This is a genomic window from Myxococcales bacterium, from assembly GCA_016706225.1.
Classification (GTDB): domain Bacteria; phylum Myxococcota_A; class Polyangia; order Polyangiales; family Polyangiaceae; genus JADJKB01.
On the sequence record JADJKB010000003.1, the window covers coordinates 791,187 to 810,912 of the forward strand.

At 66.1% G+C, this 19,726-nt stretch carries 14 protein-coding genes; 4 read left to right on the forward strand and 10 right to left on the reverse strand.

Features of this window, described 5'->3' with window-relative positions; translation table 11 throughout:
* Positions 1–7: 7 nt before the first annotated feature.
* From IPI67_05145 to rseP, 6 genes are all read right to left on the reverse strand, one after another.
* On the reverse strand, positions 8–1,822 hold the full coding sequence (locus tag IPI67_05145; protein MBK7579576.1) for a fumarate reductase/succinate dehydrogenase flavoprotein subunit: 1,815 nt from the start codon (positions 1,820–1,822) through the stop codon (positions 8–10).
* A 24-nt stretch (positions 1,823–1,846) separates the two neighbouring features.
* On the reverse strand, positions 1,847–2,635 hold the full coding sequence (locus IPI67_05150; protein MBK7579577.1) for a succinate dehydrogenase: 789 nt from the start codon (positions 2,633–2,635) through the stop codon (positions 1,847–1,849).
* Between the two features lie 151 nt (positions 2,636–2,786).
* Complete coding sequence (locus IPI67_05155) at positions 2,787–3,281, reverse strand: hypothetical protein (protein ID MBK7579578.1); 495 nt, start codon at positions 3,279–3,281, stop codon at positions 2,787–2,789.
* 137 nt (positions 3,282–3,418) lie between these two features.
* The gene (locus IPI67_05160) at positions 3,419–5,482 is read right to left on the reverse strand and encodes a DUF5050 domain-containing protein (GenBank protein ID MBK7579579.1); all 2,064 of its coding nucleotides are present in this window, start codon (positions 5,480–5,482) and stop codon (positions 3,419–3,421) included.
* Positions 5,483–5,533: 51 nt separating this feature from the next.
* The gene (locus IPI67_05165; protein MBK7579580.1) at positions 5,534–6,820 is read right to left on the reverse strand and encodes a Sun protein; all 1,287 of its coding nucleotides are present in this window, start codon (positions 6,818–6,820) and stop codon (positions 5,534–5,536) included.
* A complete protein-coding gene (gene rseP / locus IPI67_05170) occupies positions 6,817–8,493 on the reverse strand; it encodes an RIP metalloprotease RseP (protein ID MBK7579581.1) in 1,677 nt (558 codons plus the stop codon). The genes IPI67_05165 and rseP overlap by 4 nt, the downstream gene beginning before the upstream one ends.
* A 153-nt stretch (positions 8,494–8,646) precedes the next feature.
* Here rseP and IPI67_05175 point away from each other — a divergent pair, with 153 nt between their 5' ends.
* Positions 8,647–9,138 (forward strand): acyl-CoA thioesterase, encoded by a 492-nt coding sequence (locus tag IPI67_05175; protein ID MBK7579582.1) that lies wholly within the window; start codon positions 8,647–8,649, stop codon positions 9,136–9,138.
* Between the two features lie 233 nt (positions 9,139–9,371).
* Positions 9,372–10,181: a hypothetical protein gene (locus IPI67_05180; protein MBK7579583.1), complete on the forward strand. Its 810-nt coding sequence runs from the start codon at positions 9,372–9,374 to the stop codon at positions 10,179–10,181.
* Here the strand turns inward: IPI67_05180 and IPI67_05185 are convergent.
* From IPI67_05185 to IPI67_05195, 3 genes are read right to left on the reverse strand one after another with little or no spacing between them, the layout of a single operon-like run.
* Entirely contained in the window at positions 10,175–11,329 is a 1,155-nt protein-coding gene (locus IPI67_05185; protein ID MBK7579584.1) for a hypothetical protein, read from the reverse strand. The two genes, IPI67_05180 and IPI67_05185, sit on opposite strands and share 7 nt — an antisense overlap.
* Entirely contained in the window at positions 11,326–12,414 is a 1,089-nt protein-coding gene (locus tag IPI67_05190; protein ID MBK7579585.1) for an HNH endonuclease, read from the reverse strand. The genes IPI67_05185 and IPI67_05190 overlap by 4 nt, the downstream gene beginning before the upstream one ends.
* Complete coding sequence (locus IPI67_05195) at positions 12,411–12,599, reverse strand: hypothetical protein (protein MBK7579586.1); 189 nt, start codon at positions 12,597–12,599, stop codon at positions 12,411–12,413. Before IPI67_05195 ends, IPI67_05190 begins: the two co-directional genes overlap by 4 nt.
* A gap of 644 nt (positions 12,600–13,243) precedes the next feature.
* On the opposite strand from IPI67_05195, the gene IPI67_05200 reads away from it, so the two are divergent.
* A complete protein-coding gene (locus tag IPI67_05200) occupies positions 13,244–14,341 on the forward strand; it encodes an NAD(P)H-dependent oxidoreductase (protein ID MBK7579587.1) in 1,098 nt (365 codons plus the stop codon).
* A gap of 102 nt (positions 14,342–14,443) precedes the next feature.
* Here IPI67_05200 and IPI67_05205 read toward each other — a convergent pair whose 3' ends face one another.
* Complete coding sequence (locus IPI67_05205; GenBank protein MBK7579588.1) at positions 14,444–16,222, reverse strand: serine/threonine protein kinase; 1,779 nt, start codon at positions 16,220–16,222, stop codon at positions 14,444–14,446.
* A 251-nt stretch (positions 16,223–16,473) separates the two neighbouring features.
* Here IPI67_05205 and secA point away from each other — a divergent pair, with 251 nt between their 5' ends.
* Positions 16,474–19,617 carry a preprotein translocase subunit SecA gene (gene secA, locus IPI67_05210; GenBank protein MBK7579589.1) on the forward strand — a complete coding sequence of 1,048 codons (3,144 nt, stop codon included), beginning with the start codon at positions 16,474–16,476 and terminating at the stop codon, positions 19,615–19,617.
* Positions 19,618–19,726: the final 109 nt, after the last annotated feature.

Here is a 19,726-nt window from a genome sequence, read left to right on the forward strand (position 1 = left end):
GCGTGGTTCACTTTTGTTCCTCGATGATGGCCTTCAGGTCGTCGCGTAGCGGCTTCGTCGGTTCCCGGTGGAGCGCCATCTTCCCGTCCGGGCCCTTCTTGATGACGGTGTTGAACTTCGCCGCCTCCGGGTCCTTGTCGGGAAAGTCATCGCGAAAATGACCGCCGCGGCTCTCCTTGCGCTCCAGCGCCGCCATCGCGATGGCCTGAGAGACGGTGAGCAGGCTGTCGAGGTCGAGGGCGGTGTGCCAACCCGGATTGTATTCACGGTGCCCGGCAACGCCGACCTTGGCCGCGCGCGCGTTCAGCTCTTCGAGCGCGACCAGCGCCTCTTTCATCTCGGCTTCGGTCCTCACGATGCCGACCTTGTCCTGCATCAGATCCTGAAGCTCGTGCTGCACGGCGTAGGGGATCTGCTTGATGTCCCGGTCGAAGCAGGCGAGGGCACGCTCGGCGATCCCGTCGAGCTCCCCTTCGTCGATCTTGCCCGCCGACTGCTCACCGGCGAACTTCGCGGCGTACTCCCCGGCGCGTTTGCCGAAGACGAGCAGATCCGAGAGTGAGTTGCCACCCAGGCGGTTCGACCCGTGGAGCCCCGCGGCCACCTCACCCGCGGCGAACAGTCCCGGCACCGTGGTGGACATCTGTGTATCGGCGTCCACTCGCACGCCACCCATCATGTAGTGAGTCGTCGGCCCCACCTCCATCGGTTCCTTGGTGATGTCGATGTTCGCGAGAGCCTTGAACTGGTGATACATGCTGGGGAGCTTCTTCTTGATGTGCTCCTCCGAGCCGCTGATCTTCTCCTTGATCCAGGCAATGTCGAGGAACACGCCACCGTGCGGGCTGCCGCGCCCCGCCTTGACCTCGCGCCGAATGCAACGCGCGACGTGGTCACGAGTGAGCAGCTCGGGAGGCCGTTTGGCGTTTTTGTCCCCCGTGACGTAGCGCCAGCCCTCCTCTGGATCACTAGCCGTCTGGTTCTTGTAGAGCTCGGGGATGTCCTCGAACATGAAACGCTTGCCGTCACTGTTGCGCAGCACTCCGCCTTCACCGCGCACGCCTTCGGTCACCAAGATTCCACGCACGCTGGGCGGCCACACCATGCCCGTCGGGTGAAATTGAACGAACTCCATGTCCATCAGCTCCGCGCCGGCGTGATAAGCGAGGGACTGGCCGTCGCCGGTGTACTCCCAGCTGTTGCTGGTGATCTTGAACGCCCGCCCGATGCCGCCGGTGGCGAGCACCACGGCCTTGGCCTTCCAGAGCTGGAACCGTCCGCGTTCCCGCTCGTAGCCGAAGACCCCAACGATGCGGTCGCCGTCCTTCAAGAGCTGGACGGCAGTACACTCCATGTGAAACTGGATGCCCTTGTGGATCCCGTGATCTTGCAGGGTGCGGATCATCTCGAGCCCAGTGCGGTCGCCCACGTGGGCCAGCCGTGGATACTTGTGGCCGCCGAAGTTGCGCTGAAGGATCTTGCCGTCCTGGGTGCGATCGAAGACCGCACCCCATGCCTCGAGCTCCCGGACACGGTCCGGGGCTTCCTTGGCGTGCAGCTCGGCCATGCGCCACTGGTTCAAGTACTGGCCACCGCGCATGGTATCGGCGAAGTGCACCTTCCAGCTGTCCCGATCGTCGACGTTCGCGAGGGCGGCCGCCACACCGCCCTCGGCCATGACGGTGTGTGCCTTGCCCAGCAAAGATTTGCAGATCACGCCGACGTTCACGCCCGCTGCGGAGGCCTCGATGGCGGCCCTGAGGCCCGCACCGCCCGCTCCGATGACGATGACATCGTGCTCGTGAGTCTTGTACTCGCCCATGCGCGGTAAGCCTTTCTGACGCGTTCAGAGGATGCGCAGGTCGGTCAGGACACCCATCGAGCACAAGCGCACGTAGAGATCCGAGAAACCGACGGAAAATAGGCTGCACCAAGCAAACACCATGTGCTTCTTGTTGAGGCCCGACACACAGTCGTAACAACTGCGCCCCACCGCTCCCTTGGGCAGCTCGTCCTTCCCGCCCCCGATCAGGTGTCGCATCGAGTGACAGCCAAGGGTGTAGCTGGACAGCAGCGTGACGTTCGCCGCGAGCACCAACGTGCCCACGCCGATGCCGAAGCCGTTGGAAAATTGCGTCGCCTTGTAGACGTCCCAGCTGAGCAGGAAGATGAAGAGCAGAGCGAGGTACAGGAAGTACCGGTGCACGTTCTGCAAGATCAGCGGAAAGGAACGCTCACCCAGGTAACTCTTCCGCGGCTCGCCCACAGTGCACGACGGAGGATCACCCCAGAACGCTTTGTAGTAAGCGCCACGATAGTAGTAACAGGTGAAGCGAAAACCACCCGGCGCCCACAGGATCAAGAGCGCCGGTGAGAACGGCAGGAACGCGGGCCACCAAGCCGGCCTCGCACCGAGCAGCGCGTGGGGCGAATCACCGAACAGCTCCGGCGAGTAGAACGGCGAGAGGTACGGACCGTGGAAGTAGTGTTTGCCCTGGAACGCTGCCCAGGTTGCGTAGACGATGAACGTGGACAGGCCGGCGAACGTGAGCAGCGGTGCAATCCACCACGCGTCTTTGCGTTCGGTCGCGAGAAACAGGCGCACTCGTCGTGGCGTCGCGGAAGCTACAGCCATCGTTCTCCCCTCTGGCGGACCAGTAATTCCCCGCCCGCGCGCAGACTTTACCGGCCCGGCGCCCTCGATTCAATCTTGACACGCAGAACATGCTCGGCGCGACCCGGCAGGTCGGAGCTCCGGGCTGGAAAATGCCCCGCTCTGGCCAGCCTCACTTCTCGGGGCTGAGCTCGTTCCTCAAGTAGACGGCGATGTCGCTGATGAACTGGTGGACCGCTGCCTCGGCGATGCGGTGGCCAACGACCGAGTCGATCAGACCTCCCAGCAGCCCGAGCGGAGGTTCGTAATTTCCGGCCAGCGAGAGCTGCGTCTCGGTGGACGTGAGCGGGTACACGGAGAGCTCCGCCTTCATGAACGGAAACAGGCGGGGCATGTTTGCCGCCTCCCACTCGAGGTGAATGCGTGTCACCGGCGACGACATCGCCTGTTTGGCTTCTTCCTCGATGGAGTTGACCGAAATGGCGATCTCGGTTCCGAGCTCGATGCCCCGAAAATTGACATGCAGCCCGGAAGCGACGGTTTTGGCGCGAACGGCCGCTACCCGGGTCGCGCTCCTGAAGACCTCGAGGGCATCAATCGTGAGTTTGTCTCGAACCGCCGCGTACGGGTGGTTCACGTAGTCGTAGACATTTATCGATTGGCCCATGATCCTCTTTCCCCCGGTGCGAGAGGCGAGCTGAGTATAGCGCAGGTTCTCGACCTCGGTTCGGGGCAACGACCGCGGTCACCGGCCGATCGCGCCCGGGGCACGTGTCTGCCATCACCACCCCGGCAAGTGGCCGCTCACTTCGCCAGCTTCATCAGTGTGCCATTGCCGTGATTCGCCCAGTAGATCGCGCTGGTATCGACCGTGACGCTGAACGGCGCCGGCTGCGCGCTCGCGAGGGTCTTGCTCGGCCCACCGGTCACCGGAATACTGAGCACGGCCCCGGCGCTGGTGTGCTGGTTGACCCAGTAGAGCGTGGCTCCATCGAGCCACATGCGGCTGGGGTTCGTCTGCCCGGACGCGAGCACTTGCGGCACCGAGATGCTGCTCTTCGGCATGCGATTGACCGTGCCCTTGCTGCCATCATTGAAATAGATGTGGGTCGAGTCGACGGCGACGGCGCTGGACGACTCGGTGTTGGCAAACGTCGTGACGCCGCCCCCGCCGGTCGCCGCCACTTTCTTGATCGCCCCGGGTAGCTCGTCGGCGAAGTACACGTACGCGCCATCCGTCGCGACGCCATCCGGGTAACCCGCGGCGCCGGTGAGCTGGTTGTCGTTGGTGCCGTTCACGGCCATGCGCCGGACCTCGCCTTTCGCGTACTTCGAGTAGAAGACGTAGATGCCGTCCGTCGCGATGCCGAGGGGCGTCTCTGGCGATTTGAGTAGCTCGGGAGCCCCACCCGTTTGTGCAATCCGCTGCACCTTGCCGCTGCTGTTCGAGTAGTTGGTCCAGTACGCGTACGCGCTGTCGAGGGCCAACCCCCGCGCGTTGAGCTGCGCAGATGCCAGCACCGTCACTGCGCCGGAGTTTGCGTTGACCTTACCCACGGCGCCGTCGCCCACGCCCGCGCTGCCCTCACGGGTGAAGTACACGTAGCCCCCCGCGGCGGCGACGCTGTAGAGCCCCGTCAGCCCCGAGGCCAACACGAACGGCTGGCAAACACCGCCACTGCACGCGCCGCCCTGGCACGACTTGCCGCAGGCGCCGCAGTTCAGAGCGTCCGAAGCCGTGCCGACACAGCTGGCTCCGCACTTGTTGTACCCGGGGTTGCAGTTGCTGCCGCAGGCCCCATTGCTGCACGTTGCGCTGCCGTTCGCGGGAACGGGACAGCTCATGCCACAGGCGCCACAGTTTGCGGCGCTGGAACTGACGCTGACGCAGGCACCCGAGCAGTTGATTTGGGGCAGGACGCAGCTGGTCACACAGGCGCCGCTCGAACAGACCTGGCTCGGCCCACAGGCCTTGGCGCAGGCGCCGCAGTTGGCTGGATCCGAGCTGGTATTGACACACGCCGCTCCGCATTTCGTGAGCCCCGTCGCGCAGCTGCAGGCGCCGGCCGTGCACGCGCCAGAGCACTTGGTCCCGCAGCTTCCACAGTTCGAAGCGTCGGTGCTCGGGTTGACACACGCGCCAGAGCAGGAAATGAACCCGCTCTTGCAGCCGACGGCGCACACGCCTGCCTTGCAAGTTGGATCCGCGTTCTGTCCCGCCGGACAGATCGTCCCGCAAGCCCCGCAGTTGATCACGTCCTTCGTGGTATCGGTGCAGAGCCCTCCGCACGCCGATTCGTTCGCCGCGCACGAGCTCTTGCAGCTGCTGCCAGAACAAACCTGGCCGCTGAGGCACGCCCCACCGCACGTCCCGCAGTGGTTCGGATCCGATGCGAGGTCGACACACTGGCCGGCGCAGTTGGTCTTACCCGCCGGGCAACCCACGACGCACGTGCCCGCCGAACAGGCCTCGGCGAGGCCACAGGATTTGTCACAGGCGCCGCAATGTTTGGGGCTGCTCTGGGTATCGACGCAGGCGCCGCAGTTGGTCAGCCCCTGCCCGCACGTCGACGCACACTTGCCGCCGCTGCACAGGGCCAAGCCGCCGCTGGGCACCGGACAGGGTGTAGCGCAGGCACCGCAATTCTCGACGTCACTGTCGGTGTTGGCCTCACAACCGTCCGTCGAGTCTCCGTTGCAGTCGAGCTGCGTCGAGCTGCACGCTTTGGCACCGCCAGCGCCGGCCCCTCCGGCGCCGCCTTTCAGGTCATCCAAGCCGGATGACAGCGAACACGCCGCGACGGCCGCAGCCAGTAACAACGCGAGGGCGCGGCCACTGACCCGCGATCGTCGAGGCCGCCCGGTCATTGCCCAAAGATAGCACCTGTCCCGATTGGGAAGGCGCGAACTTGGCGCCCCTCAGCGCCGCACCAGCGACGCCACGAAGTAACCGTCGGTTCCATGTCGAAGCGGCAGCAGGCGAGCGCTGCACCCATCCGACCCGAGCAGCGCCACGAGCTCGGGTGCGTCGAAGGAAACTGGCTCGAGCAGCTCGGCCACGCGCTCGATGACCTGCTCTGCCTCTTCTCGAAAGACGCTGCACACGGCGTAAACGACCCGACCGCCGGGTTTGGCCTGACGCGCGGCGGTGCTGAGGATCCGCACCTGCAGCTCCGCCATGCGCGCCGGATCTTCCGGTCCGAGTCGCAGTGCAATTTCGGGACGGCGTCTCAGAGTGCCACTCCCCGAACAAGGTGCGTCCACCAGCACCCGCTCGAACCCGCCCGGCAGCTCACCGACACCTACACTGAGATCGACCGCTCGCGTCTCGGGTACACGGAGCCCGAGCCGCCGATGTTCGTCCGCAAGGCGCCCGAGCTTCTCCGGGTGCAGATCGCTCGCCCACAACTCACCCTGGCCAGCAAGCTGTTCAGCAAACAGCGTGGTCTTCTGCCCGCGCCCTGCGCAAGCATCGAGCACGCGGTCTCCGGGACGAACGCCGAGAGCGAGCGCCACGACCTGCGCTCCCTCTTCTTGCACGACGAAGTCGCCGGCATCCGCGAGAGCGCGACGCCGTGGATCGCCTTCACCACGGGTCAAGCGCGCCAGAGGCGAAGCCCGTCCTTGCTCGGCGGACTCGAGCCAAGCGGGAAGAGCTCGGCCGGTGCGAATGCGCACGGCGACCGCCGGTTCCTGCCCCGCAGCCCCGAGCAGCGCCAACATCTCTTCCTGACCGACATCGCGCGTGAGCCGCTCGCGCAGCCACCTGGGCACACTCTCCGCGATGGCCTCCGCGCGCTCGATGTGTGGCCCACCCCGCGCCAACTTTCGCAGCACGGCGTTGGCAAACCCTGCGGGCTTCGCGCCGCGCTCGGCCCGCACCAGCTCCACGGCGGCGTCGACCGCGGCGAACGCGGGCACACGATCCAAGATCAAGATCTGGTAGGCCGCGACGAGCAGATGCGAGAGGACCACACGGTCGGTCTTGTCGATGCCCCGCGGAACCAGCGGCCGCAGGCGGTCGAGGAGCACTTTGCGCGTACGCAACGTGCCGTAGCTGAGCTCGGTGGCAAATCCGCGCTCCCTCGCGTCGAGGTCCGCCTGTCGCTCGAGCTCCGCGTTGAGCGCCGCGGCGGCGTAGGCCTCGTCGCGCTCCACGCGCACGAGCACTCGGGCAGCAATGGCCCGCGCGCCTCCCGGGTTCATCCGACCAGCTCGCGGATCTGACCCACGATCACGTCCCAGCGTTTCTCGACGTCGTTCTTGAACGCGAGGGTCATCAGCCCGAACAGGATCGCCATGCCAATGACGTGGGCAATTTCCCGCACTCGCAGCGGAATTGGACGCCGGAGCACGGCCTCTATTGCAAAGAACATCAGGTGACCGCCATCGAGCACCGGGATCGGCAGCAAGTTGAGCAGCCCCAGGTTGATACTGATGAACGCCATCACCCACACGAAGAAGTCGGGACCCTTGCGCCCCTCCTCACCCGCTACTTCATAGATGGTGATGGGACCCGAGAGCGTCTTCAGGCTCATGCGCCCCTGAATCAGGCGCACGATGCTGACCAGTGTGAATCGCGTCACGTCCACGGTCTCTTCGACGGCCTTCGAGAAAGCGTAGCGAAAGGGCGCGGGATGCGAGACGTAGTCCTCGGGCGCGAGCGGCATCCAGTTCTTCACGTGCAGCACGTAACGAGCAAAGGCCTGCCCGTGTTCGTCGACGATGTCCTCCCGCCGCATCTGGAACGTACCGCTCTTCTCCCGGGCGTCCTTGACCGAGAGATAGTCGATGCGGTGCGGACGATCGGGGGCGGCGACGAGACGCTCTCGGAACGTGGACCACGCCGGCAGCACCTCGTCGTCGAGCCTCAAGATCTTGTCGCCGGGACGCAGGCCCGCCTTGGCCAGGTAACTGTCCTCCGGCACGAGGGCCGCGTAGAGGTCGGCGATCTCGATGCCGGTGAGGCTCATCAGATCGGTCCCGGCAGGGTCCGGGGTCAAGGCCACCACTCCGGCCTCGTAGATGGCCATGTCCGCGAGGCCGCCGAGCGCGCCGGTCAGTGAGGTCGGACGCAAGTACGTCACGGGCACCGTTTCGCCGCGATTTTCGGCCAACGCGGTCTCCAGATCTCGGTAGCGCCGCACCGGCTGGCCGGCAATGTGAGTGACCACGTCGAAGGTGCGAAGGCCTGCGCGATAGGCCGGCGACTCGGTGCTCGGGATGCCGATCACCGCCGCCGGTGCGCTCGGTTGAATGCCGATCGTTCCGACACGCTCGATGATGTCGAGCTCACGCCGCTCGATGGTCTCCTCCGCCGTGACCTCGACCTCCACGTGTTTGTTGTCGCGAAACACCCGGAAGCGCAGGGTCTTGGCTGGGTTCTTGGAGATCACCCGCTTCAACTCGTCGAAGGTCCCGACGTCCTCGCCGTTCACGCTCATGATGCGATCGCCGGGGATCAACTTCCCGGCGGCGGGATGACCGGGCAGCACGACCCCAACCGTCGGCGGCAAGAACGGCCCGTCAGTCACGAACACCGAGAAGTAGAGCAGCACCGGGAACACGAGGTTCATGACCGGGCCGGCGATGACGACGACGATGCGTTTGTAGACCGGCAGCGACTCGAAGGTCCGGTTCTTGTCCTCCGGCATGACGATGTCGCTCTTCGAAGCCTCGAGCATCTTCACGTATCCGCCAAGCGGCACTAGGCTGATGCAGTACTCGGTCTCGCGGCCGCGCAGCTTCAGGATCTTCGGACCGAAACCCAGGCTGAAGGTGATGACCTTCACACCGAACGCCTTGGCGAAGGCGAAGTGCCCGAGCTCGTGTACGAAGATCAGCGAGCTGATGAGGATGACGAAATAGAGGAGGTCCATCGTCTGGGCCGCTCTCGGACCCTTGCATCTACTCGAATGGACGCTGGGCGCCAAATCCGAGCCCGTTCACGGGCGGCGCAGGATCCGATACCGGGCGCGAACGAGAGCCCGTCACCGCGCGTAACCACGCGAGATTTGCGCTAGCGTCGGCGCATGAGTGACAAGCCGAAAAAACCGGTCAGCGCTTCGCGGGTCGAGCTGTGTCAGCTGATGCTCCCGGAGCACGCAAACGCCTACGGCAACGTGCACGGTGGCTTGATCATGAAGATGGTCGACGAGACGGGTGGCATCGCGGCCATGCGCCACGCCCAGCGCCCGTGTGTGACCGTCTCCATCGACGAGATGTCGTTCGTCTCACCGGTGCACGTGGGCGAGCTGCTCTGCTGCAAGGCCAGCGTGAACTACGTGGGCACGAGCTCGGTGGAGGTGGGTGTGCACGTGCACGCGGAGAACCCCATCACGGGGGAGATCACCCACACCAACTCGGCGTACCTCGTGTACGTGGCGATCGACGACGCGGGCAAACCCTGCAAAGTGCCCGGGCTCTTGCTGGAGACCGACGCGGATCGGCGCCGTCACGAGGGCGCGTTGGAGCGCCAAGAAGAGCGGCTCGCGCATCGCAAGCGCAAGGCCTCGGACGCGTAGTACGGGACTCGCTCGTCTACCCTGCGAGCAGAAAACTTTGCGCGCGACACCGCGCTCCGCGGCATTATTACAGACCCGAGCCCGGGTCTCCCGCGCGACTCCGCGCGGCTCGCTCCGCGGGACCGCTCGCCCCAGGCCGGACGGCCTTCTTGCGGCACGCTTGCTGCTAGCACTTCGAGCGTCGCGAACGCCGTGAGCACCGCACACGCTGCGATGACGAAGAGGATGATCCCATGACGCTGCGCAACAAATTCATGCGTGAGTTGGCCACCCTCGGCCTGCCGCAGGGCCCGGCTCCGGGACTCGATCTCGCCCCGGTGAGCGACGCCGATCTCGAGCCGCTGCCGGAGGCCGCACGCCGCTACCTGGGGTACATGCGCGTGCTGGGTCGTCCCCGCGACTGGGCATTTCGCCTGGGATTTTCGGGGCGTTTCCGGCGCTCGCGGCGTGAACCCTGGATGCAGACGGAGGCGTGGACGTACGACACCCGCCCGAAGGTCGCTCGGCTCTTCTACATGCAGCTGCGCTTCTTCGGCGTGCTGCCAGTCGTCGGCCGGGACACGTACGTCGACGGGCACGGGCGCATGCTGATCCGCGTGCTCGACGGGCTCACTGTGGGGGACGGCCGCGGCGAAGCCTTCGACGTCGGTGAGCTGTCGACCTATCTCAACGACGGGGTCCTGATCGCGCCGAGCATGCTGCTCTCGCCCGACGTGACTTGGTCCGAGGTCGACGCTCATTCGTTCGACGTGTCACTCACGGATCACGGTCGCACAGCGAAGGCGCGGGTGTTCATCGACGAGCGCGGCGCACCCCTCGACTTCGAGACGAGCGACCGCTTCTACGCAGATCCGAAGAACGCCAACAAGACCACGCGCTGCCGCTGGACGACACCCGTCGAGGGGTGGCAGGAAGTCGGCGATCGCAAGCTGCCCACTCGCGGCAAGGCCATCTGGCATCCGAGCGGAGAAGAGGATCTCGTGTACGCGGAGCTCGACTTCTTGCCGGACACCCTGGCGTTCAATGTCGCGCCGGGTCAGTGAGGGTCCGGAGCTCGCTCACACTCGCGCAGCTCGTCCTCGAGGACCGAGAGCCGCGCTCCCTCCGCCAGGCGCAGCCAGCGCGTCCTCGGCAGTTGCACGGCGACGACACGGGCCCGGCGCTGAGAGCGACGAGGGGGTGGAGCTCCGGTCTCGTCCATCGGTTCCGGCGGCGCGAACAGCGGCTGGAAGCGCGTGCCGGCCCGCAAGCTCCCGACCCGCGAGCGCACCTCGCCCACCTCGGCGATCAGCGAAAGGTCGCGCGCGCAGGTCTGTCCCCCGGAGATCATGGGAAGCCGCGTGCGGTGCCGCCCGCCCAGCCGACCAAACTGGTTCACGGGAGGTGCCGGCCCGAGATCGGCCGAGTCCACCCAGCCGAAGAGAATGAAGGATGCTGCGTCGATCAGGATCCGCGACGAACCGCGCTGAGTCTCGAGCACCTCCGCGCGGAGCCCAGAGAGGAGCGAAGCCGGCGGGGTTTCCCCGATCGCCGTAGTGAGCGCCGCCCCCTGGCGCAACACGAGCTTCTCCGGCAGGTGGGCGCGCTTTGTAATCAACTCCCGCGCGCTGAAGCTGGCAGCCAAGAGATCGAGCTCGGCGCACGCGATGTCGTCCTCGACCACCTCGGGTGAGGCGAGTCGACTCTTGGCATCGACACCGACGCGCAGCTTGCCGGCGGCTCCACCCATCCACCGCAGCGGGACGTGGAACTTCGGCACGAGGAAGCCGCCGAGCGCGGTCGCCTTCTTGGCATAGAGCAGTAATTCACCAGCGGGCACGACGCCTTTCAGAACTACCTCGCCGTCGTCGATCACTGCGACGCTCGTGTGGGGCGCGCCCGGAGGCACGAAGATCTCGACGGGCGCCGCGTAGGCGGTTGCGAATCCAGTTTCACCGTCGGCGAGCCGGAGGGACTCGAAGCCCCAGCTCTTCGCGTTGAAGCGACAGGCAGTAGCTGCTGGTTCGAGGACTTCGGGCAGCGCCTGGGATGGTGCCGGGGCCGCGGGAGCGGGTGGGCCGGCGGAGGCGGCAGCGGGGATCTCGAGCCGGGGGCCGACGGGGGCTCGGTGCGCGGGGCCGCGCTCGGCTGCACACGCTGCGGTGAGCCCGAGCGCGAGGCCGCCAATTCGCGGGATGAAGCTGCGGTTCACTCCGCCAGCAGAGTACATCGATCCCACAGACACGCGGCCGCGGCGGGCGCGTGGGTACGAAGTGGCGTGCCGAGCGCGAATGGGCGGCGCCCCCACCCAGTCTTTTCCGGTGTCCCGGAGCACTTGGGCTTGGCGCTGGCGTGGTGGGGGGACGCCGTACCCTGCGCAAGTGGCTTCCGGCTGGCGCGACAAGCGGCCGCCTCTCCCAGCGCAAGTGGGTTTCCATCTTCGTGTTGGATTCGTGCGGAGGCCCTCCCCGTCGCGGGTCGTCGCGCGCGCCTCGTACAGGGGGAGTATGGCTTGCGCAATTCGCGGAGGTGGATTGGCCTGCTGATGAGGTCGCGCCCGAAGACGGCCTCGGCGGCGAGGAGATTGTGCGCGCGGCAGAGCACGCGCAGGTTGTCGGGATCGGCGCTCCCGCCCAGCGCGCGCGGCTGCTTGTGGTCGAGCTCGAGAAACGCGCGCGCCGTGCAGCGCTCCCCATGCGAGCTGGTGTAAGTGCAGCGCTCGCCATCGCGAGCGAAGACCTCGCGCCGCGTCGGATTGCTCACGTGCTCGCCGTCCGAGCGTCGGGGGCGGGCGGGGCGCGCGGCCTTGCCGAGCTTCTTCCTCTCGAGATCGTTCAGCAGGAGATCGACGGCGCGCTCGACCACGAGCGCGAGGTCGCGGCTCGGGTTCACGTGACTCGTGAGATCGAGCGCGCGCTCCAGTTTGCCACGCAGCTCCGTGCTGGCAGTGAAGTGCACCGCGTGGCGCTCGGGGGCGAGGACTTGAATTTGCGCGGCACCGCGCGCGCTCGTGTCGCAGGTCGAGAGCGACGGCGGGCGCCGCGGCGGCAACTTGCGCATTCGGGAGGGCACATCGGGTCTGGGTGCGAGGTGGGCGACGAGGGTCTGCACTTCGCGCTTGGTCTTGCCGCAAATCAGGTCGAGCAACTCGGCGTGATTGTCCGGTGTCAGGTGGGACTTGAGCAGCGCGAGGGCCGAGAGGTGCACCTTGCCCGAGGCCACCAGCGCCGGAATGACCGGAAACTTACGCGCGAGACGCGCGGCAACGATGCGTCGATAGGCCTCGCCCTCGCTCATGCCGAGGCGGCGCGTGCAAAAGTCGAAGAGAGAGGGGACGCGGCACGCAGGTGAAGGCGGCGTTCCTCGACCTCGGCGAGGTCGAGGATGAGCTTGGCGGTGACCCGGCGGCCGGCGACGACGAGGGAGCGGGTGGCCTCGACGAGCTCGGCGTCGCTCAGCTGATGAAGAGCAGCCTGACTCATGAGGCTCTCGTACCACGGGGATTTTTTGCCTCGCAGCTGACATCCAGCGCGGCGATCGGAGCATCGGACGGCGGCCGAAGTGTCTTCGTTGCGGGAGCGCGTCTGGTGTCGAATGCCGGGCGGCAGCACGCTGTTGCAATCGACCTCGTCGATCGCGCGCGACGGGGCTGCGAAAATCGGTCAAGCACAATCGTGATCGGTGAGCAGATTTCTTGGGGCGACCTGCGAAGGGATCAGCGCGCGGGCCGGGTCCGGCCCGCGTTCTTCCGAGCCGGCGCCCGTCACTTTCGCCAGCGCAAGCGCCCGCCGCCGCGCGGTCACTTTCGCCAGCGCGCCCGCTGCCGCGCGTTCTCCCGAGCCAGCGCCCGTCGCTTTCGCCAGCGCAAGTGCTCGCCGCCGCGCAAGTGCCCGCCGCTTCCGCGCGCGCATGCGCGGCCGCTCGCCGCCCCTCGCCGCCCGAGTGTGGGTGCCTGGAAGCCCCGCGCCGCCCAGCGCGCAAGGTTCATTGGTGCGAAGACTATTCACCGCGCTTCGATGCAGTTCACTCTCGAGCGAAGCCCAGGCCGCCGCCGCAGAACTGGCCATTTCTCGCCTGCGAGAACGCTGACTGCGTTAGCCTGGGCGGGTGCAGGGAGGGTCAGCGTGTGACTGAAGCAAACTGGGTGGAGCTCGGCCTGGTCGAGGAGCTCGCAAAACACGAGCTGCAGGCGATGATGGCGGGCCGAGCGCGCCTGGCGCTCTCGTATCGAGGCGGCCGCTTCAGCGCCATCTCCGGCGTCTGCAATCACGCCGGCGGGCCTCTGGGCGAGGGCAAGCTCGACGGCGACTACGTCGTCTGCCCCTGGCACTACTGGAAGTACCACCACGAGACGGGGCTCGGTGAGCCGGGTTTCGAGGACGACGGCGTCCCGACCTACGCGCTCAAGACGGAAGACGGAAGACTCTTCGTTGATGTCGCGAGCGCCACACCGCGCAAGAAGAAGGCCCACGCGCCTCACCCCCTTGCGCGCACTCCGCAGCGTGAAGAAGGTCCCGTGCGAGTGTTGTGTCTGTCGACGACGGCAATGACCGACGGGCACCCGCGCTTCAGCACCTCGGAGAACTTGCTCGAAGAAGCGCAGCGGCACGCCGACGCCAGCGGCTTCGAGACGCGCATGCTGCGGCTGCGGGATCTGGCATTCCGCGCCTGCGAGGGGTTCTACTCGAAGTCAGCGCGCGCCTGCACCTGGCCGTGCTCGATCACCGAGATGGATCCGAACGACCAGCTCGACCAGGTGTACGAGGCGCTGGTGCACTGGGCCGACGTGTACTTGATCGCAACTCCCATCCGCTGGGGTGCGGCGAGCAGCCTCTACTTCAAGATGGTCGAACGCATGAACTGCATCCAGAACCAGGAGACGATCGCGGGGCGACACCTGCTCAAGAACAAAGCCGCGGGGTTCATCATCACGGGAGGTCAGGACAACGTGCAGGGCACTGCGGGACAGATGCTGGGATTCTTCGCGGAGCTCGGCGTGCAGTTCCCGCAGTTCCCCTACATCGCTCATTCGCGCGGCTGGAGCGCCGAGGACATGGAGAACAACACCCGCATGGTGGCCGAGAGCGCAGCTCTGCGCGAAGGAGCGCGAGCGCTGGTTGATCGCTGCGCCGACATGGCCAGCTTGATGATCCACGGCACCATTCCGGCGCGCGCCCTGGTGCGCGGAGGCCGCAAGGCGCACCGAGCTCGGGGAGAGACATGAGAGCGTCGCTTGGGGTCAGGGGTAGCGCGGGCAGTCTGGCGCCGCTGAACGCTGGCGCTCGTGGAAGCGAAGTGAGCCGCCCGCGCTTTCCCAGCGCGGGTGCTACTCCGGCTCGTCTCCCAGCGCCGCCTCTGCCGCCGCTCGCACCTCGGCGTGTTCACTGGCCTCGCCAAACAACAGCGCCGCGCGAGCCCTGGGCGTTCCCATCTTTCTGAGGACCCGTACCAGCTCGACGCCGAGCTCCGCGGGCGCGTGCGCAAACAGGGCACCGAAATCACGTTCGTAACCCGTGCTGCTGCGGGCCAGGTAGTCCCGGAGTAGCTCCTTCAGCTCTCCATCGGGCACCGCGGTCAAATTCTCGAGCACGACGCCGGCGTGGGCGTCGCCCAAAAACCCGAGCAGCTTGCCGATGGCCGCGGCGCTGACGGCGCGATCGACCCCCTCCGCAGCCGCGTTCGCCAGGAGCGCGCCGAGCGCCCGCGTCGAGACGATGGCGGCGGCAAACGAGCGGCGGACTTCGTCGTTGTCGGACTTCGTAGGATCATCGACTGCGCTGCACAGAGCCAGCAAGAGACGCAACGCCGCATCCGGAGCGCGCGTCGCCAACCGCCTGAGACCGGTGCGGATGGGTTCGGTGACTGACTCCGCCGTGCCCTCCGGCACCGCACGACGGTAGGCCTTCACGACCGACTCCGCGAAGCGCTCGTCGACGATGGATTCCGCCGCGACCCGCCGGGCGCGCGGCTTGGTCGAGGGTGACGGTCGTTCGATCTCCGGCGCTGATGGAGCTCCGTCGCGGACGCGCGGGAGCGCCTCCGGTTCGCCCTCGATCAACTCGTCGATGTCGACCTCCTCTTCCCCCGTGAACTCGACCTCCACGTCGGACGAGAGCGCGACCTCGGCGACCGACGCCGTCTCGGGATGGGTGCCCACGACCGTCGCCTCCTCGTAGGGAGACGGCGGCGGTTTCGACCCTGTGTCCGTGCGCTCGGCGACGCCCGCGTCACCGATTTCTCGACGCAGCGCCTGGAGCTGCTCGAGCATGGCGCGCGCGTCCGGAAAGCGTCGCTGCGGCTCGAAGGCCAGGGCCCGGTCGACCAACCGCACGAGCTTCAGCGGCGCCTTCGCCACCCGGGCGAGGGAGGGCGCCGGCCGGGTTGCCGCCCGGATCAGCATCTCGCTGCCGGTGCCCGAGCCGTGCACGAGGCGGCCGCTGATCAGAAGAAAGATCAGCGCTCCCACCGCCCAGAGATCCGTCCGAGTATCGACCTCGGACCAGCGACCGAGCGCTTGCTCCGGCGCCATGAAAGAGGGCGTGCCCATGATCACGCCGGTGCGCGTGTGACCTGTGTCGCGCTCCTGGTCCAGCATGCGTGCGATGCCAAAGTCGAGCACCTTCACGTCGCCGTCCGATGTCAGGAAGATGTTCTCGGGTTTGATGTCCCGGTGGATGATGCCCCGCGGGTGCGCCTTGGTGAGCACCTGGAGCACACCTTCGGCGATGTGCAACGTGTCGCGAATGGTCAGTCGTCCACGGTGCGTGTCGAGCAACAGGTCGATGGATTGCCCCCGGAGCAGCTCCATCACGATGTAGGGCTCGCCGTCGTGGCTCGTGCCGTCTCCACGAATCGCAACCACGCCCGGATGTTCGATCTTGTTGGCGATGTAGGCTTCGCGGTTGAAGCGCGCGCGCACCGACGGGTTCTTCGCGAGGTGCGCGTGGATGAGCTTGATGGCCGCGCGCTCCCCGTTGCCGTCGACGGCCGCGTACACCGCCGCCATGCCGCCGAGCCCCAGCAACTGCCGGAGCTGCCAGGTGCCGTCGATGACGGCGCCGAGGCGACGCTCGCAACGCAAGACCAGGTCGTCGTCAGACTGCATCAGCGAACCCGGAATACTAGCCAGCCTGCACTGGCTGCATGAAAGGGTTCTTTGGTGCGGCGCCCGGAACTCCGCCAATCCAGCGTCTAAGTCCCCGTAATAGCGGCGTTCCACGGCCAGCAGGGGCCCCCATCCAGGAGAATTCCCATTCCTCCTAGCGTGCTCCGCCACGAGGCATTAGTTTCCTCCGACTTTTCCCGGTCTCCCGACGCCGTTGGGGCGCTCGTCTCGGGCCAATAAAGAGAGTCTGGATGCTCACCTGGGTAGCGAAAAAGCTGTTCGGCACCTCCAACGAACGCGCGGTCAAGCGGATGCGGCCCGTGGTGGCTGCCATCAACGACCTCGAAAAATCGATCTCCAAGCTCACGGACGCGGAGCTCAAGGCCAAGACGGCGGAGTTCAAGGAGCAGCTCGACAACGGCGCCTCGCTCGACGACATCCTGATCGAGTCCTTTGCCGTCTGCCGCGAGGGCGGCAAGCGCGCGCTGAAGATGCGCCACTACGACGTGCAGCTCATGGGCGGCATGGTGCTCCACCAGGGCAAGATCGCCGAGATGCGAACCGGCGAGGGCAAGACCCTGGTCGCCACGCTGGCCGTCTACCTCAACGCGCTCGAGGGCAAGGGCGTGCACCTGATCACGGTCAACGACTACCTCGCCAAACGTGACGCGGAGTGGATGGGGCGCCTCTACAATTTCCTGGGGCTCACCATTGGCGTCGTGGTTCCACAAGAGAACGACGCAGACAAGAAGCGCGCGTACAAGTGCGACATCACCTATGGCCAGAACAACGAGTTCGGCTTCGACTACCTGCGTGACAACCTCAAGTTCAGCGCCCTCGAGTACGCCCAGCGCACGCTGAATTTCGCCATCGTGGACGAGGTCGACTCGATCTTGATCGACGAGGCCCGCACCCCGCTGATCATCAGCGGTCCCGCTGACGCCGCCAGCGAGAAATACATGCGGCTCAACGAGGTCGTCGCGAAGCTGCACAAAGACGAGCACTACAACGTCGACGAGAAGGCCTTCAGCGCCACCCTCACCGACGACGGCGTCGAGTACGTGCAGAAGCTGGTCGGAGTGAGAAACCTGTACGACCCAGCGAACATGCAGACCTTGCACATCATGTATCAGCTGCTGAAAGCCCACGCTTTGTACAAGCGGGACCAGCACTACATGGTGAGCCCGGACGGCAAGGTGCTGATCATCGACGAGTTCACCGGGCGCGTGCTGCAGGGCCGCCGCTGGAGCGACGGGCTCCACCAGGCCGTCGAGGCGAAGGAGAACGTGCGCATCCACGAGGAGAGCCGCACCATCGCCACGATCACATTCCAGAACCTGTTCCGCATGTACAAGAAGCTCGGTGGCATGACCGGCACAGCCGAGACGGAAGCCAGCGAGTTCCACTCGACCTACAAACTCGACTGCGTCGCCATCCCGACCAACAAAGCGATGATCCGCGCCGACGAGCACGACATCGTCTACAAGACGGAGCGCGAGAAGTTCACGGCAGTCATCAAGGAGATCCTCGCGGAGCACAAGGAGGGTCGCCCCGTGCTGGTCGGCACGACCAGCGTCGAGAAGAGCACCGCCATCAGCAAGATCCTGACGAAGAAGGCCGTCCCGCACCACGTGCTGAACGCCAAACACCACGAGAACGAGGCCTTCGTCGTGGCGCAGGCGGGGCGCAAAGGCGCCATCACCGTCAGCACCAACATGGCCGGTCGCGGCACCGACATCGTGCTCGGCGGCAACGCCGAGATGCTCGCGAAGTGGGAGCTCAAGCAGAACGGCAAGGACATCGATCTGGACACCGAGGACTACGCACTTCTGGAGAAGAAGTACGAACAGCTCTGCGGCGACGAGCACAAAGAGGTCGTGGACCTCGGCGGCCTGCACATCGTCGGCACCGAGCGCCACGAGTCGCGCCGCATCGACAATCAGCTGCGCGGCCGCGCAGGGCGGCAGGGCGACCCGGGGTCGAGCCGCTTCTATCTGTCGCTCGAGGACGATCTGATGCGCATCTTCGCCGGCGACAAGGTGAAGACCTTGATGGACCGCATGGGTCTGCCGGACGACGAACCCATCGAGCACCCCTGGGTCTCGCGCAGCATCGAGAACGCTCAGAAGAAGGTCGAGGAGCGCAACTTCGACATCCGCAAGAACCTGCTCGAGTACGACGACGTGATGAACGCGCAGCGTCGCACGGTGTACTCACTCCGGCAGCAGCTATTGCAAGGTCGTTACGAGCCGGAAGAGCTCGACGAGGTAGGCAAACCGACCGGGAGTATTCGCGCGATCCCCCTCGACAAGTCGGTGAGGAAATTCGTGCGCCCGATGGTGGGCAAGCTGCTCACCTATTTCGTCGACCCGCCCATCAGCCCGAGTGAAGCCAGCGCCGACACGGAGGGCGACGAGGACGGGGAGAAGGCCGACCCGAAAGACAAGGCGCCGAAGCGCAAGGACTTCGAGGGCGACATCAAGCTCGTCGAGCTCGAGTCGCTGCAGCGCGAGGTCTATCAGCTCTGGGGTGTGCGGCTGACCATCGAGGACCGCGCCAAGAAGTGGACGCCCGCCGACATGTACGACGAGCTGGTCGAGCTCGTGGCGCAAGGCCTGAGCGAGCAGCGCGAGCGCACCCTCGATCTGCTCGATCGAGTCATCGCTGCCATCGTCGAGGACAGCTGTCCGGAGAACAAACCACCGGAGGACTGGGACTGGACGGGCATCCGGGACGGACTCCGCGACAACTTCAAGCTGGCGGCGGGCCCGGAAATCGAGGAGTACGGCGACCCGGACCAGCTGGTACGGGACCTCTACAAACGGGCGGAGGAGCAGTACCTGGAGCGTGAAAAAACCCTCGGCATCGACAACGCGATGCGAGTGTTTCGCTTCATTTACCTCGAGACCATCGATCAAGCGTGGGTTGACCACCTGACGAACATGGAGCACCTGCGCGACGGCATCGGCCTGCGCGGTTACGGCCAGAAGGACCCGAAGAACGAGTACAAGAAGGAGGGGTACAACCTCTTCTTGAACATGATGGCCAAGGTGAGCGGTGCGGTGTTGCAGCGCTTCTTCGAGGCTCAGATCCAGCGCCCCGAGGACATCGAAGCCATCGAGGCCGAGGCCGCGGCCGAGCACCAAGATCTGCTGGAGCAGGCCGTCGCAAAACACGTCGCGGCATCACCCCGAGCGGTGGGCGACGTGCTCGGCGACGGCGGGCGCCCGCAGTCCGTGCCGCCGCCGCGCCCACCCCCTGCGATCGCCGCACCCAAGATCGGGCGCAACGATCTGTGCCCGTGCGGTAGCGGACAGAAGTTCAAGAAGTGCCACGGCGCCGCGCTCGAAGAAGAAGACGAGACGAGCGACGACGACGAGCAGCCGCGCGCCTGAAGCTTCAGCGCGCGGGGCGCGTTCGAGCGGCGTTGGTTTTGTGTCGACGCACGTGCACATCGTGCGCCCACCAGGAGCCACGTGCGTCCATTCGGGGACAACTGCCCGA